This window comes from Psychrobacter sp. H27, assembly GCF_059072655.1.
This window is the reverse complement of record NZ_JCACRX010000001.1, coordinates 2,716,127-2,731,867: the sequence shown is the minus strand read 5'-3', so window position 1 is coordinate 2,731,867 and position 15,741 is coordinate 2,716,127. Positions and strand designations below refer to the sequence as shown.

Genomic DNA, 15,741 nt, shown 5'->3' with positions numbered 1-15,741 from the left:
TTGCAATGACCATCGCCAAGCAATGATTTTCGCCAAAATAGTATGACGCATTCATTGCTACTCTATGTTCGCTTATCGTGTTACTTACTTTCTCTAACGTTAGTATGTAACGTCCACTGTGTCACTATAACGATAAGTACGTATCAGGCGCAGCTCAACGATATCACGCATATCTTTGGTAAATGGTCCAAAGGGTGCTGCCTGCCTGACTGATTGCTTGGCTGCTTCATCCAGTATCGTCGAGTTTGAGCTTTCAAGCAGACGAATGGCCTTAATATTGCCGTTATTACTGATGATAACCATCAGCCGCACTTCACCTGTGATACCTTGCGCCCTCGCTTGCACAGGATAATGCAAGTTACCGACGCGCTCGACGTGTTCACGAAAAGTATTAATATAATCTGCTGCCGCTCCGCGCGTGGTCGAATTACTATCCATCGTCACCACTTTGGACTTGGTCGCATAGACTTGCTGGCGCTGAGACAACTGTGCTTCCAAGGTCGCGATTTGCTTACGCAGACGCTCCTCTTGTGCCATTAGATCGTCTTGTGCTTGTTTACTGTCATTATCCGACTCTACGCTCGCCTGCCGCCAACTCAACGTAGTGCGCAGATAGCTCTCTTGATAGCGCTGTTGTCGTACTTGACGCTGTAAGTTGATGACGTCTTGCGTCTCGCTCATTTGCTCAGCAGACAGTGGACTTATTTGGTCATTCTCTTGTCTGAGCTGCTCCTCTACTGTCCCGCCCCCTGCTTGTGAGGCGTTGGCAATAAATTGAGCATCCTCATTTGGTTGCATATTATCGGTCAGGGCCTTTGCGACATCTTGCATCATCGCTGCAGGGTCTTTACCCATTGAAAAGCTGATACCAAAAATAATCAATACGTGTATAGCGACCGCAATAACGACTGCAATAGGTAAGCTCATATCACGCTTTAGAGATTGCGCTGAAAAATGGTAGCTTTGTGAGTCTTTGATGTAGGCCACAGTAGGTCTCAGCTTATGGACGCCGTGTATCAGCAACCGCACTTCGCAATGAGTACGATACGAGCACTATAACGACAGGCACGATATATGTTGGCGCTATCATAACATGACTTGACATACTCCCACACTTTCGCCAAGCTCAAATGGGGGATTCTAAAAGCAGATGCTCTTAGGCGACCTTCTCACGACCGTCACTTGTTTTCTGTTTCAACGGGCGACCTTTACTGCATCCTCCCTCCGCAGACAAAACGGCATGTCCTGCCGATAAAATATTTTTAGCTGCATTAATATCAGCGTTGGCTTTATGATCACATTTGACGCACTCGAATTTGGACTGAGTTTGTCTGTTTTCCTTAGCGATATGCTTGCATTCAAAGCAGGTCTGACTGGTATATCGTGGATTTACTTTAATCAGTAACCCACCGCGCCATTGCTGCTTGTACTCAAGCATATTGACCATCATGCCCCAGCCTTGATCTAGAATTGATTTATTCAATCCTGACTTGGCTTTAACCTGACGACCTTTATTCTCCACCGTACCGCTGGCTGATTTCGACATATTGGCTACTTTTAAATCTTCACAAGCAATCATGGCGTGGCTTTTGCTGATGCTGGCGGTGATTTTATGCAAGTAGTCATGTCTGATATTGGCAATGTGGCTGTGGAGTTTTTGAATCTTGCGGTTTTGCTTTTTCCAGTTTTGGCTAAACAGAACCTTCCTGCTTAATTGACGCTGTAATTTAGCCAGTTTTACTTGATTGGCTTTAAAACTGTTCTTAGGTTTAATATATTCACCGTTTGAGGTGGTGAGTAGTTTACTGATGCCCACGTCCAAGCCAATAGCGCTTTTAGAGGGGTGACGAGGGTTCTCTGTCAGCTCGTGCTCTGTGCCAAACGACACATACCAGCGACCTGATTTCTTGCTAATGGTGATGTTTTTAATCGTGCCGATGATGTCTTGCGATTTTCTAAACTTCACCAAGCCCACGCCATTCGGTAGTTTTACTCGATTGCCCTCAACACGACAGTATTTATCAAACTGAACCAAGCGAATTGAGTCACAGCCATCGGATTTACGCTTAAATTGTGGCATCAATGGTCGTCGTTGAATTTCTGTGCCATCAGCCAGTTTAAAAAACTTGGGTTTGCGAGGTTTCTTTTTATTTTCTTTTAGCCTGGCATGTGCTTTAGGATCAAAGAAACGTGACCAAGCCGATGCCAGATCACGTACTTTTTGTTGTAAAGACACCGCGTTTGAGCTGCTTTTTAAGAACTCGAAATCAGGGTTGTTCTTTAAACCTATAATTTTGTTAACAAGGTTGGTGGCATTGATAAACTCATCTTTAGCAAACATCTCAAATGAGATCGCTAGCATTTGATTCCAAACAAAACGTGCAGAGCCGACAAGATTATTTAAAATAATTTCCTGCTCCTTATTAGGCTCAAGCCTAAATTTGTACGCTTTGTTGATTTTCATAATACCAATTCATTTTATTTATTTTAATGTCAGTTGTGCAATTTATTATAGCTTATTTCAGTATATAATTTTTATGCATATATAATAAACACTAAGCGAAACTCACCTACACCCTAATGTCGGGTGGAGTCCTTTTTCGCTTTTTTTATAGAATTATGTCGCTAGCTTAACCATCACTGGTATTACTTTGACCTTATCATTTGATACTGTTGTCACTGAATACTGCTCTCAATGAACACTGTCAGTTCAAGCAATAAACCATATTAATTTCAATAATAATCACATTCTCAAAATCATGATAAAACAGATATAAGGCTTGTGATATCAAATGAATTGTCATAAAACGCATGTGTCCATTTTGAAGCCACTGTATTTGTTATATACTGTTTTAGCACTGTGACACTAAGCACCCCATTATTCGGTGCAAAATCATTGTCTACTGGTATCTGATACAAGGTTTTCGTTTATATCAGATGTCAGTATGCTGTGTACCACCTATCGAATGATAAGCCCTATAATTGTAAGGATAATAAGTTTGAGTGACTTTGATAACGTAAACAATTCAGACAATTTTGACGAGTTCTTTGAGAATATCGGCTATCGTTTTGACGAGTCACTCGGCAACGGTTGGGATCGCATTGCCCAATCGGTTAGAGACATCTATAACCGAACCACAGAAAAGCTTGAAGACGAGATATCCTTACCCATCGCACAAACCTACGTCAATGATGCGCTACAAAATTTTGTGACGGACAATGTAAAAGCAATACTAGAGCTACGTGTTGAGCTGCATGATGACTGGTTTCGTCTTTACTGTACGGTTGATGCTGGCGGCATATATGCTGAGATCGCCAGTAATTTTAGCTTGATCCATGTACAGCTTGATCGCAACGTCCAGCGCTTTGTGTTTGGTCAGCAAACCTATACCGACATACTAAACCTACGCTGTGAGTCTTTTATCAAACGCCAAGGCGTTAAGCTTGCTATCTGGTTTTATCATAGTGTCCTCAAAAAAGACCCGCTGGGCTTTATCCTCTCTTATGTCAATATCGCACGACCAAAAGACGAGGTTATTTACCTCGATATCCATCGCTGGCTAAAGAACAATAAAAAGATCATGGGCGCTTTGTATAAGGTGCAGGTAAATTACGGTAAGCTCGAAGAAGATCAGATGGTCTTGAAGGCTCAAGTCAACTATCGTGACCTGCTAGCCTCAACAAACAACGAAGATATTATTGGCGATGATGACGAGCCTCAAATCATGCAAGGCCCGATAAATCCTATCGACGACGCAACGGAACCCAGCCAAGAATAGTGCGCTAAAGTAAAACCTCAACACATAAAAAAACGCTGTATCTAAAGTCTAATGACCTCAAAGATACAGCGTTTTTTGTGAGATTGACTATGACTACCAGTAATTCTCGACAGCGATATTGCCTTCACCGCGGCGATTCATCACCAGACCTAGCGTCTTCAGTGTCTCTTTGGTATCTTCTACCATATCTGGGTTGCCGCATAGCATGACATGAGTCGTATCAATATCTAAAGCGATCCCTGCGCGCTCTTGCAGCCTACCCTCTAACAACAGCTTAGGCAAACGCTCTGACAGTGCACCTTCGACAGTCTCTCTTGTGACAATGGGGATAAAGATAAGCCTTGCTGGATTATCAACTAGCGTGCCAAAGTCTTCTTGCAAGCGCTCGATCTGCTCAACGTAAGCAAGCTCTTCTATCGAACGTGCGCTATAAGCCAGTACGATATGCTCGTAGTCTTCCCATGTCTTTAGATCTTGTAGCATCGATAAAAATGGTGCAAGACCCGTGCCTGTCGCAAGCAACCACAAATCCTTTGGTAATGGTTTTTGATAACGTGCCAAGGTCAAAAATCCAAATGGCATGGTGTTGAGCAGTAACTCATCGCCCACTTGCAAATGCTGCAACTGCGACGTAAAGGCACCATCAGGTATCACAATAGAGAAAAACTCTAGTACCTCATCAAACGGCGAAGACACAATCGAATATGCACGAAAAATATCTTCATTCAATGCTGCATCGGTAGCGGCATCATTTGCGTCATTCTGCTCTTGGTAATATTTCAACTGACTAGGATTAACCCCTAAACGTACAAACTGCCCCGCTGTAAACTTAAAGCTCTCAGGACGGCTGACGGTAAAGCTAAATAGATTGGGCGTCCAAGTGGTTTTGCTCAGTACCGTTACCGTTTGAATATTATCACTCATAGTTATTCGTCACTCATACTTTGTTAAGCTGTATTTTTATCAGAGACCCTCGCCAGGTAAGTAACAGCAAGCGAAGGCAGGCAAAAAAAGATGCGCCAAGCTTATCATAAAGCGGGCGCATCTTGGTTTTTTAACCGTAACAGTAGATAAGGCTTATCTACTGTTCAATCTTGATACTACCAAATACGAGCCAAGCTTGCCCACTCAATCATGCTGTTCGGCAAGATACCAAAGAACAGAATAATCGCTGTGACCGCAATGACCATGATACCACCGGTACGAATACCCCATTGTCCAGAGACATCAAACTCAATAAACTGCTTAGGACGTTTGAACAGCGTGAGTAGAACGCGCAAGTAGTAGAATAGACCAATCGCACTACCCAAAATAATCATCGCAGCCAAGAACCAATTGGTGCCTTGTACCGCAGCCAAGATAGCAAATAGCTTTGTGATAAAGCCTGCCGTCAGTGGAATACCAGCCAATGACAACATCATAATAGTCATCACAGCAGTCAGTACTGGACGACGCCAGAATAACCCCTGATAATGAGTCAGCTCGTCAGCTTCACCAGATAAGCGGTATGGACTCGACATCAACGTCACGACACCAAAGGCACCAATAGAGGTAAAGGCATAGACTGCCATATACATACTAGAGATACTATCAGCAGCTGAGCCAATACTGACGATAACGATCATCACGTAACCCATATGGGCAATAGAAGAATAACCGAGTAGACGCTTAAGACTGGTCTGACGTACTGCCAGTAGGTTACCCACTAAAATGGACAAGGTCGCCATTACCATTAGTAGCATTTGTACTGATGGTAGTGCTAATAACGCCGTATCGATCAAGAAGCGAACCGCTAGCGCCATCATCGCAACTTTTGATACAGAGGCTAAAAAAGTAGCGATAGGTGCTGGTGCCCCTTCGTACACATCGGGTGTCCACATATGAAAGGGAGCTGCAGAGAGCTTGAACGCGATACCAAACATCATCATCGCCGCACCCAAAATCAATAGTGGCGACTCAAATAAATTACCCAGTACCATGTTGATTGGCTTAAATGCCAGCGAGCCTACTTCTGCATAGATAAAGGCCATGCCCATCAGCAGCGTTGCTGATGCGGTCGCCGATAGCACCAAATATTTAAGTCCTGACTCAAGCGACTGGTTACGCATATACGTGTAAGCCAGCATCCCATATAGCGGTACTGATAGCATCTCTAGACTCATAAAGAACGATGCCATGTGCTGCGCGCTTACCATTAGTAGTGCACCAGTGGTCGCTAGCAACATGAGCAAGTACAGCTCTTCTTTATTGTCTTTTAGGTTGGCGAGGTATGCATACGATAACGTACAGCAAGCCAAGGCACAGACAAAAATCACTACCATATTAAACTGAGCGAAGTTATCAATAACAAATAACTGCTCAGCATTTGGCGCAATAACACCGCTCTCGATTAGACCAGCCATTTGCCCTAATAAGGTAAATAGACCGATGTTTAAACCGACCACCGTAATCGTACCAGTGACCATATGAGAGCGTTTAACAGTGAGTGCAATCATCACTACGAGTACCGTAATGACCACGGCAATGATCGGCGCGTAAGGCAACAATCCTATCAAATCATTCATCTTAATCTCATTCATGACTTAACGTGCCTCCATTACATCAAGCAGTTGCGATGCATCTACCTGCGTCACTTGACTGTATATATATGCGTTGTTGATCCACTGCATCGCATGACTTGACGTATCAAGGAATGGCTGTGGATATAGTCCAAGCCATACCAGACCAGCCGCCAGCATTAGTAGTAGTGACAACTCGCGTTTGCCAAGATCTTTTAGCTTACGAACAGGTAGACCATGTGACTTGGTTTCTCGCTCTGCCAATGCGGCGATGTTGTTTTCACCAAATAATGCGCGATGAATCAAAATAAGTGAGTACAGACCAGCTAGTACCAAGCTAAATGTTGCAAACACCACAAACACAGGATACTGAGCAAATGAGCCAAATAAAATCATGAACTCGCCAATGAAGTTACCTGTACCTGGGATACCCAACAACGCGGCACAGAAGAACATCAGGATCGGCGCGTAGTAACGGAACTGACCCCACATACCACCCATCAATGTCAAATCACGAGTATGCAAACGCTCATACAACTGCCCTGCCATAATGAATAGTGCGGCTGAACTCAAACCATGAGCAAGCATTTGAATCATCAGACCTTGTAAGCTGAGCAATGTCCCTGCATAGATTGCTAGTACCACAAAACCCATGTGCGAGATACTGGTATAAGCAAGCAAACGCTTCATATCGGTCTGCATAAACGCGAGCCACGCGCCATAGAAGATACCAATCGTACCCAAGGTGATCGCTATCGGTGCAAACTCTTGTGACGCTACTGGGAATAATGGCAAGACAAAACGAATCAAACCATATGCAGCAGTTTTAATCAAAACACCTGCCAAATCTACCGAACCAGCTGTTGGTGCCTGCGCATGCGCATCTGGCAACCAGCCATGGAAAGGAATAATTGGCAATTTCACCGCAAAACCAATAAAGAAGCACAGCATGATTGGGTATTCCCAGCCGCCAAGAGACGTACCGAGCAAATCATTATAATTGAAGCTCACCACGCCTTTTTGGGCATAGCTGATAATGACCAACACCAAGATACCGATGAGCATGATAAGCCCAGACGCTTGGGTATAAATAAAGAACTTAGTTGCCGCGTATTCTTTGGTTTTACCAACCACATCATGACCCCAAATGGCGATCAAGAAATAGATAGGAACCAACATCATCTCCCAAAAGAAGAAGAATAAGAATAGGTCAATCGCTAGGAAAACCCCGATGACGCCGCCCAAACTCCATAGCAAGTTTAGGTGGAAAAAACCAACACGGCGCTGAATCTCATTCCAAGAACAGGCAACAGCTGCCACACCTAGCAAACCAGTCAATGCCACCATCATCAATGACAGACCGTCTAATGCTAAATGAAAACTAATACCGAAGCTTGGTATCCATGGCACACTGAACTCAGCGACCCAAGGCACCGCCGCATCTGGCGCAATGACCTGCTTGCTCATACCGCTAAAATCACCTTGCTGCCAAAGTACCAATGACAACGCAAAGGTCAACGTCATACCAATTAAGGCAATCCAGCGCGGCAGACGTTTATTAAATCGCTCTACCAACCAGCATAGCAACCCTGCAATAAAGGGAATTGCGATTAATGCTGGTAGCATCCACGTTTGTTGTAATTCAATCATCTTTTACACCACCGTCATCATTACCAGCACCAGCAATACAGCCATACCCAAACCAAAGCTTGTAGCATAACCTCGAAGTGACCCTGTTTGCGTCGCAGACAATACTTTGTTACCTACTGAAGCCAGTTTAGGTAATGTTAGCCACGTTTTATCGATAGGGTCGGCTTTAAGTAAGCGGCCGATGAACAAAAAGGGTTTTACAAAAATCACATCATACAGCGCATCAAAACCTAGGCCATGGTAGCACCAGTGATATAGCGCCCCACCAATACGTGAGCGCTTAAAGCTGGTCAGCATGCGACCTTTATTGACGACGTATAATAGTGCCGCCAATATCAAACCTGCCGCCATCGCACCCATCGCAATATACTCTGCAGTGTGCTTGGCATGTGCATCACCCGCGACTTCTAATAGATGACCAACGCTCTCTGGCAATACGCCATCTAATGGCGGTGTAATCCACGCACCAACAGCGGTAGATAGCACGAGTAACACCGTCAAAGGCAACCAGTACGATACGCCTGATAGCTTATGGGCATGGGTTTTTTCTTCACCAAAGAATATAATCCAAATCATACGGAACGTATAAATTGCGGTTAAGAAAGCACCGAATACACCCATATAGAATAAGACTAAATGACCCGTCGCATACGTCTCCCAAAGAATCGCTTCTTTAGAATAAAAGCCAACGGTAACCCAAGGTATGGCAGCAAGTGCACCGCCACCGACGATATAACACCAAAATACCAATGGAATCTTTTTGCGCAGGCCGCCCATCTTAAAGATGTCTTGCTCATGATGTACGGCAAGGATGACCGCACCTGACGATAAGAACAGTAATGCTTTGAAAAAAGCATGGGTCATTAGATGGAAGATTGCCCCTTGCCATGCACCCACACCAAGCGCCAGAAACATATAGCCGATTTGACTCATAGTTGAATACGCAAGGATACGTTTGATGTCTGTTTGCGCGAGTGCACAGAATCCAGCAACGACCAGCGTCAATGCACCCACGCCGCCAACCCAGTACAATAAGATACCTGGTGTCAGCTCAAACAATGGATGCAAGCGGGCAATCAGATAAACCCCTGCCGTTACCATCGTCGCAGCGTGAATAAGTGCTGATACAGGTGTTGGACCTGCCATCGCATCAGCAAGCCATGTATGTAGTGGAAGCTGCGCTGATTTACCCATCGCGCCGCCAACCAACATCATAGTCGTTAGCATCATCGTTGGATTGTTGATGTCAAACACTTCCGGCGCACGCGTAATAATTTCTTGAATATTGAGCGTACCGAACTCGCGGAATAATAAAAACAAACCAAAGGCTAAGAACACATCACCGACACGTGTGACGGTAAAGGCTTTCATCGCGGCGCGACCATTGGCTCTATCGTGGTAATAATAACCAATCAATAGATACGAGCAGATACCCACGCCTTCCCAGCCGAGATAAAGCAAAAACAAGTCGTCTGCTAGCACCAGTAACAACATACTAGCCACGAACAAATTCATATAGCTAAAAAAACGGGCAAACCCAGTGTCGCCTTTCATGTACCAAGAAGCAAATAGATGAATCAAAAAGCCAATGCCAGTGATAACGCCCGTCATAGTCAGTGCTAAGCCATCAAAGCTCAATCCAAAGTTTGGCGCAAAGTCGCCCACTTGGAACCATGTCCACAGCGGAACCTGTACGACCGTTCCTGCTGGATTGGTGGTCAAAAAGGTATAGCTAACCACCAGCGTGCATAGTGCTGATAACAGCATGCTACCTACGCCAACAATCGCTGCGACCGTCTCTGATAATTTGTCACGCATAAAGGCTAAAATCAAAAAGCCAATGAGCGGAAATATAAAGGTTAATGGTAATAAACTCATGACATCATCCTTTCATCTCATTGGCGCTATCGACATCGAGATGCCCACGCTGATGATAAAAACGCAATAATATTGCCAGACCAATTGACGCCTCGGCCGCAGCCAAGGTCAAAATAAAGATAAACATAATCTGCCCGTCTGGATCGACCCAGCGACTCCCCGCCACCACAAATGCCAATGCTGCCGCATTCATCATGATCTCAAGGCTCATAAGCATAAATAGGAAGTTACGTCGTACCATGACGCCGCACAAACCAATGGCAAATAAAATACCTGCCAAAATCAATCCATGGCTCATGGGTATCATACCCAGTACGTTCTGCGCCTCGGCAACTGGCTGTACTAAGCCTGCCACCTCGTGGGCAAACGGCACGTTTGACACATCTTGTGCCACGCTTGCTGCTAGTACCATTAGTCTGACTCCTTGCGCGTGACTTTGTTCGCACCTACTTGGCTACCTGCTTTCGTACCAACCTTCATACCTACATAGTCATGCGGGTCAACATCTTTATATTCGTAGGGCTTAGCCATTTGTACAGCATCATGCTCTGTGTGGGTGCTGTCATTATCGTACAGCTCAATACTACCCACGCTCGGCTGAAAGTCTTGGCTATCGTTACCAACGATCTCTTCATCGATCGATTCTTTACCCAAATGATAGGCCGCAACCAGTGCTGCTAGCAGTAGCAATGCTGCCACTTCAACCAACATAATGTATTTGGTAAATAGCACCGTACCCACTGCTTTGGCAGAGATAGTAGTGCCGCCCATCATGACCGCATCATCATGATTAAGACCGATCATTGCGTATAGCACGACTGCAATAATCAGCGTCAATCCTGTCGGTATTGCCCAAGTGCCCGCATCGAGCCAACGCTCTTCGCGCTCGTCATTACTCATACCTAGATTGAGCATCATAATGACAAAGACAAATAGCACCATGATGGCGCCGGCATAAACAACGATCTCTAGCGCACCCGCAAATGGCGCACCGAGTACAAAAAATATCCCAGCGATTGCCAATAATGACACAATCATCGATAAGATAGCATGCACTGGATTGGCCTGAGTCACGACGCGCAGACTGGCAAATATCGCCACTGCTGCAAGTGAATAAAACCCAGCCAATTCAGGATGGTTCAAAATATTCATCATGGTAGCAAGCTCCTTAGATCAATCGGTGCAGACTCATTTTGTGCTGCACCTTTTGGTTTATCTGCTACCGCCATACCTGTCACACGATAATAGTTATAATCAGGGTATTTACCTGGTCCTGAAATGAGCAAATGCTCTTTTTCATAGACCAAATCTTGGCGCTTATATTCACCCAGCTCAAAATCTGGGGTCATTTGAATCGCTGTCGTTGGACAGGCTTCTTCACATAATCCACAAAAGATACAGCGTGAGAAATTGATACGGAAAAACTCTGGATACCAACGCCCATCTTCACGCTCGGCTTTTTGTAATGAGATACACCCTACCGGACATGCCACCGCACACAAATTACAAGCGACACAGCGCTCGTCTCCGTCAGGATCACGTGTTAGGACAATACGTCCACGAAAACGCGGCGGTACAGGTACCGGCTCTTCAGGATAAAGGATGGTATCACGCGGTCTGAGCGCATGACTATTGACCATCCACATGCTGCGGACAATGGTAAATATACCAATGACGGTCTTTTTTATGGTAGTAAACATGGGATTATTATCCTTATCAGCTTTACCCTAGTTCATCAGTGATGGCTACTAGTAATGACTATAACGTTGGAGAAAAGATCAAAATGACCGCAGCAGTAATCAACAGATTGATCAAGGTTACGGGCAGACATACTTTCCAGCCAAAGTTCATCACCTGATCATAACGCGGACGCATGAGTGAGCCTCGAGCCAAAACAAACATGGTCATAAAGAACAGCGTTTTAATCATGAACCAAAAAGCTGGTGGAATAAATGGAATATCTAAATTGAACGGCGCAAGCCAACCGCCAAAGAACAAGCAAGTCATCAAAGCAGAAATCAAGACAACGTTGACATACTCACCAATGAAGAACATACCAAACTTCATGCCAGAATATTCGACATGATAACCTTCAGCCAGTTCTTGCTCTGCTTCTGGTTGGTCAAATGGATGTCTATGTGTGACGGCAACACCAGCCACCACAAAGGTTAAGAATCCGAAAAACTGCGGAATGATATACCAGCCGTCTGCTTGTGCTTCGACAATGGCACGCAAGTTAAACGAACCTGTCAAAGCAACAACGCCCATCAACGACAAACCCAGAAACACTTCGTAACTGATCGTCTGTGCTGCTGAGCGCAAACCACCGAGTAGTGAGAACTTGTTGGCAGAAGCCCAACCACCGAACATCACTGCATAGACAGCAATACCTGCCATAGCAAAGAAGAATAGAATACCGATATCCCAATCAACCACGCCAAGTGTTGGTGAGATAGGAATAATGGCAAATGAAGCTAAGGCAGTAAACATTGCGACCGCAGGTGCCAAGGTGAACATAAACTTATCGGTAAAGTTTGGTGTCCAATCTTCTTTAAAGAAGATTTTTAGCATATCGGCGACTAACTGCAACGAACCAAAAGGCCCGACACGGTTTGGACCATAACGATCTTGCCATAAGGCCAGCATGCGGCGCTCATAGATAATCATCATCGCGGCAACCAATACTACGACCAAAAAGATGACTAAAGACTGACCCACCAAAAACAGAATAGACCAAGTATCAAAACTCATGCTATTGGCCAAAAAGCTTGGCACATCAGGGATAATACGGGTAACTTGCATATTACACCTCCTGTGTGGTGGTCGGCGCTGCGTTTATTTGCGCTGCGTCATTACCATTAATCATGTCGTTAGCCATGCTACCCATCATCGTTACTGGCGCATCTACTTTGCGTACTGACGCTGGCATCGATGGGTGGATAATACTCACCTGCCCAACTGGATAGCCGATACAGCCTTCTGCTAAATAACCGACAAGCTGTACAGGTAAAGTAATCTGCTGCTTATCAATCTCAATCGCTAAGTAATCACCAGCAGCGATATTCCAGTCTTTAGCATCATCAATACCGATACGCCAAGCAGCAACAGGTAATTGCTCTGCGACGATTGGGCTACGTGATGCCATCATTGAGCTGGCATAGATATTATGAATCGGCACCAGTTTGGCTTGGCCGTGCTGTAAGTCAGTTGTATTCGAAGACATCGCTTCTGGCGCCACATATTGACGAGTGGCTAGGCGCTCTAGCTGATCGAATAAACGTACACCTGGATCACCATCTTTCAAATGACCGCCGACTTTGTCTTGATATTTGTTCCACGCTTGCGGTGAGTTCCAACCTGCCGCATTGGCAAAAGGAATCATCGAGCTTGGCGTTTCTTTACCGCTATAACCTTCCATTGAGAAAGTTAGGCCAGTATCCAAATCTTTTGGCTGCATTGGCTCGTGCACTGAGATTGGCGCACGCATAGCAGTACGACCTGAATAACGACGCGGTTGACGCGCGATTTTCAGACCCGTTATACGGTAATCAGCATCAGGCGCAGCGCCTTTAATACCCGCAAGTTTAGGATGGGTGGCAATCAATGCATTGATTACATCATCTAGCTGCGTCCAATCGACATCACGACCTTCAATGCTGCTATGCACAGCATGTATCCAACGCCAACCTTCTTTAATACTGCTCATCGGATGGTAGTATTCATTATCGTAAACTTGGAAGAAACGCTGTGCACGACCTTCAGCCGATATCAATGTACCATCTGCTTCTGCAAAGCTAGCCGCTGGCAATACAATATCGACGTCTTTATGCCAATCTAGGAGCTGATGATCTAATGCAATAACCGTTTTGTCCGTCAATAGCTGCGTCAATTTATTGGCATCAATCGCATCTGTTAGCTGGTTTTCTGCAACCACAACCACATCGTAATCAGTCGCTAGCAGTTCTTCAACTGACTGACCACCAAGCATACAAATGCCTATGCTATTGGCATCAGGAACCGTTAGATAGATACCTGCTTGTGCCTGATACTTATCATTAATTTCTTTTAACTCAAGGTTTTCAGCAGGCTCACGTTCGACATCATCTTGAGCTTCTGTATTGACGCCTGTTTCAGGTTTGTTTGGCTTAGCAGATAAATCTTGGTCTTCTTCAGGCTGGTCATTAGCCGCTTTTGCTTGGGCTACCTGTACTTTGGCATTATGTGCCTCAACCTGCTGCTGCTCAGTCGCTTTAATAGATGCACGTTTTTGGGTCAACGCTTGGGTAATCTGTGCTGCTGCTTCTATCAATGCGGTAGAAGACAAGCTGCTACCCGAGACAACTAAAGGCTTATCGGCTTGAATCAAGTCATAAGCGATTTGCTGCGCCAACGCTTGCATACCATCAGTTTCAGTACTTGCATCAGCTGCTTGCGGGTCTCTTATTTCTGCTAAATCATCAGCGAAATTAGCGATTTCATCAGCAACCTTGAAGCCAAGTTTAGTGATGTCTTCAGGGGTCGCCACTACGCTCACTTTACTGATATCTTCTAGCTTAGTTTGCGTTACATCGATGACATAGACTGGGCTTAGCGCATCTTGAGCGATACGTTTGACGGGTTCAGCAAGCCAAGGCTGCGTTTGCAGCGCCGCTGCCATTTTTAGGCCTTCATTTTTTGCCGCTTGACGTACTGACAGTGCGACACGTGATGACGTTTGCGTGATGTCTTCACCTAATACGAGCACTGCATCATGCGTTTCGATATCAGTCATGCTAGGGTTATAAATACCCTCAGTGTTAAGCACTTCGATGCATTTATTAACCAGTGCTTGCTGCTGATGATTCAGACCTGTTGAAAAGTTATCAAAGCCAACGAGATTTTTTAGCGCAAAGTTAGTCTCTAAACTGGCACGTGGTGAGCCAATCCCAATGACTTTTTTATCTTTGAGTCGTTTGATGGTTTCATCAAGTGCGTAGTCAATATTGATTTTGACATGCTTATCATTGATGCGTTCAAGCGCTTGGGTTGGACGATCCACGCGGTTGACATAACCATAACCAAAGCGACCACGGTCACATAAGAAGTAGCGGTTTACTTCGCCGTTATAGCGGTTTTCGATACGGCGCAATTCACCATAACGCTCGCCCGGTGAGATGTTACAACCCGCTGAGCAGCCATGACAGATGCTTGGCGCATACTGCATATCCCATTTACGGTTGTAGCGCTCAGAGTGCGTTTTATCGGTAAAGACACCTGTTGGACAAACTTCAGTCAAGTTACCTGAAAATTCGCTTTCAAACTGACCATCTTTATCACGGCCAAAATACACACGATTGTTTGAGCCGTAAACGCCCAAATCTTCGCCGCCCGCGTAGTCTTTATAAAAACGTACACAGCGATAGCAAGCGATACAGCGGTTCATCTCATGTGCGATGAATGGGCCAAGCTCTTGGTTGTGGTGCGTGCGTTTGGTAAAGCGGTAGCGACGACGGCTATGACCTGACATATAGGTCATGTCTTGCAAGTGACAATGTCCGCCCTCTTCACAGGTTGGACAGTCATGCGGATGGTTGGTCATGAGTAGCTCAACCATCGACTTACGGAATGCTTTGGCTTCATCGTCAGTCACAGAGATGTACATGTCATCGCCAGGAGCGACCATACATGACATCACCAAACGACCGCGCCCTGCTTCCATGTCGTCTTTACTCTGAAATTGCTTGACCGCACACTGACGGCACGAGCCTACTGAGCCAAGGGCTGGATGATAACAAAAATACGGCACATCAATGCCAAGTGATAAGCAGGCCTGTAGTAAGTTATCTGCGCTATCTACTTCGACAGTGGTTCCATCAATATGTATGACTGCCATGCCG

General features: G+C 45.2%; 12 protein-coding genes. 1 reads left to right on the top strand and 11 read right to left on the bottom strand.

The window, feature by feature from the left end; genetic code table 11:
- Positions 1-99: 99 nt before the first annotated feature.
- Together AC5JPY_RS11315 and AC5JPY_RS11310 are read right to left on the bottom strand one after the other, a co-directional pair.
- Positions 100-927: an energy transducer TonB gene (locus AC5JPY_RS11315; RefSeq protein WP_493852487.1), complete on the bottom strand. Its 828-nt coding sequence runs from the start codon at positions 925-927 to the stop codon at positions 100-102.
- Positions 928-1,156: 229 nt separating this feature from the next.
- A complete protein-coding gene (locus AC5JPY_RS11310; protein ID WP_493852486.1) occupies positions 1,157-2,464 on the bottom strand; it encodes an RNA-guided endonuclease InsQ/TnpB family protein in 1,308 nt (435 codons plus the stop codon).
- A gap of 535 nt (positions 2,465-2,999) precedes the next feature.
- Between AC5JPY_RS11310 and AC5JPY_RS11305 the strand changes: the two genes are divergently transcribed.
- A complete protein-coding gene (locus tag AC5JPY_RS11305) occupies positions 3,000-3,779 on the top strand; it encodes a hypothetical protein (RefSeq protein WP_493852485.1) in 780 nt (259 codons plus the stop codon).
- Between the two features lie 93 nt (positions 3,780-3,872).
- Here the strand turns inward: AC5JPY_RS11305 and AC5JPY_RS11300 are convergent, their stop codons facing one another.
- From AC5JPY_RS11300 to nuoG, 9 genes are all read right to left on the bottom strand, one after another.
- On the bottom strand, positions 3,873-4,703 hold the full coding sequence (locus AC5JPY_RS11300) for a ferredoxin--NADP reductase (RefSeq protein ID WP_493852484.1): 831 nt from the start codon (positions 4,701-4,703) through the stop codon (positions 3,873-3,875).
- A gap of 176 nt (positions 4,704-4,879) precedes the next feature.
- On the bottom strand, positions 4,880-6,358 hold the full coding sequence (locus AC5JPY_RS11295; protein WP_493852483.1) for an NADH-quinone oxidoreductase subunit N: 1,479 nt from the start codon (positions 6,356-6,358) through the stop codon (positions 4,880-4,882).
- Between the two features lie 3 nt (positions 6,359-6,361).
- A complete protein-coding gene (nuoM, locus tag AC5JPY_RS11290; RefSeq protein ID WP_319049918.1) occupies positions 6,362-7,987 on the bottom strand; it encodes an NADH-quinone oxidoreductase subunit M in 1,626 nt (541 codons plus the stop codon).
- 3 nt (positions 7,988-7,990) lie between these two features.
- Positions 7,991-9,865: an NADH-quinone oxidoreductase subunit L gene (gene nuoL, locus AC5JPY_RS11285; protein ID WP_493852482.1), complete on the bottom strand. Its 1,875-nt coding sequence runs from the start codon at positions 9,863-9,865 to the stop codon at positions 7,991-7,993.
- A 4-nt stretch (positions 9,866-9,869) separates the two neighbouring features.
- On the bottom strand, positions 9,870-10,178 hold the full coding sequence (gene nuoK, locus AC5JPY_RS11280; RefSeq protein WP_025653102.1) for an NADH-quinone oxidoreductase subunit NuoK: 309 nt from the start codon (positions 10,176-10,178) through the stop codon (positions 9,870-9,872).
- 98 nt (positions 10,179-10,276) lie between these two features.
- On the bottom strand, positions 10,277-11,020 hold the full coding sequence (nuoJ, locus tag AC5JPY_RS11275) for an NADH-quinone oxidoreductase subunit J (RefSeq protein WP_493852481.1): 744 nt from the start codon (positions 11,018-11,020) through the stop codon (positions 10,277-10,279).
- Positions 11,017-11,565: an NADH-quinone oxidoreductase subunit NuoI gene (nuoI, locus tag AC5JPY_RS11270; RefSeq protein ID WP_010198902.1), complete on the bottom strand. Its 549-nt coding sequence runs from the start codon at positions 11,563-11,565 to the stop codon at positions 11,017-11,019. Before nuoI ends, nuoJ begins: the two co-directional genes overlap by 4 nt.
- A gap of 58 nt (positions 11,566-11,623) precedes the next feature.
- Positions 11,624-12,616, bottom strand: a complete 993-nt coding sequence (nuoH, locus tag AC5JPY_RS11265; RefSeq protein WP_179798733.1) for an NADH-quinone oxidoreductase subunit NuoH — start codon at positions 12,614-12,616, stop codon at positions 11,624-11,626.
- 52 nt (positions 12,617-12,668) lie between these two features.
- Positions 12,669-15,737 (bottom strand): NADH-quinone oxidoreductase subunit NuoG, encoded by a 3,069-nt coding sequence (nuoG, locus tag AC5JPY_RS11260; protein WP_493852480.1) that lies wholly within the window; start codon positions 15,735-15,737, stop codon positions 12,669-12,671.
- Positions 15,738-15,741 lie beyond the last annotated feature (4 nt).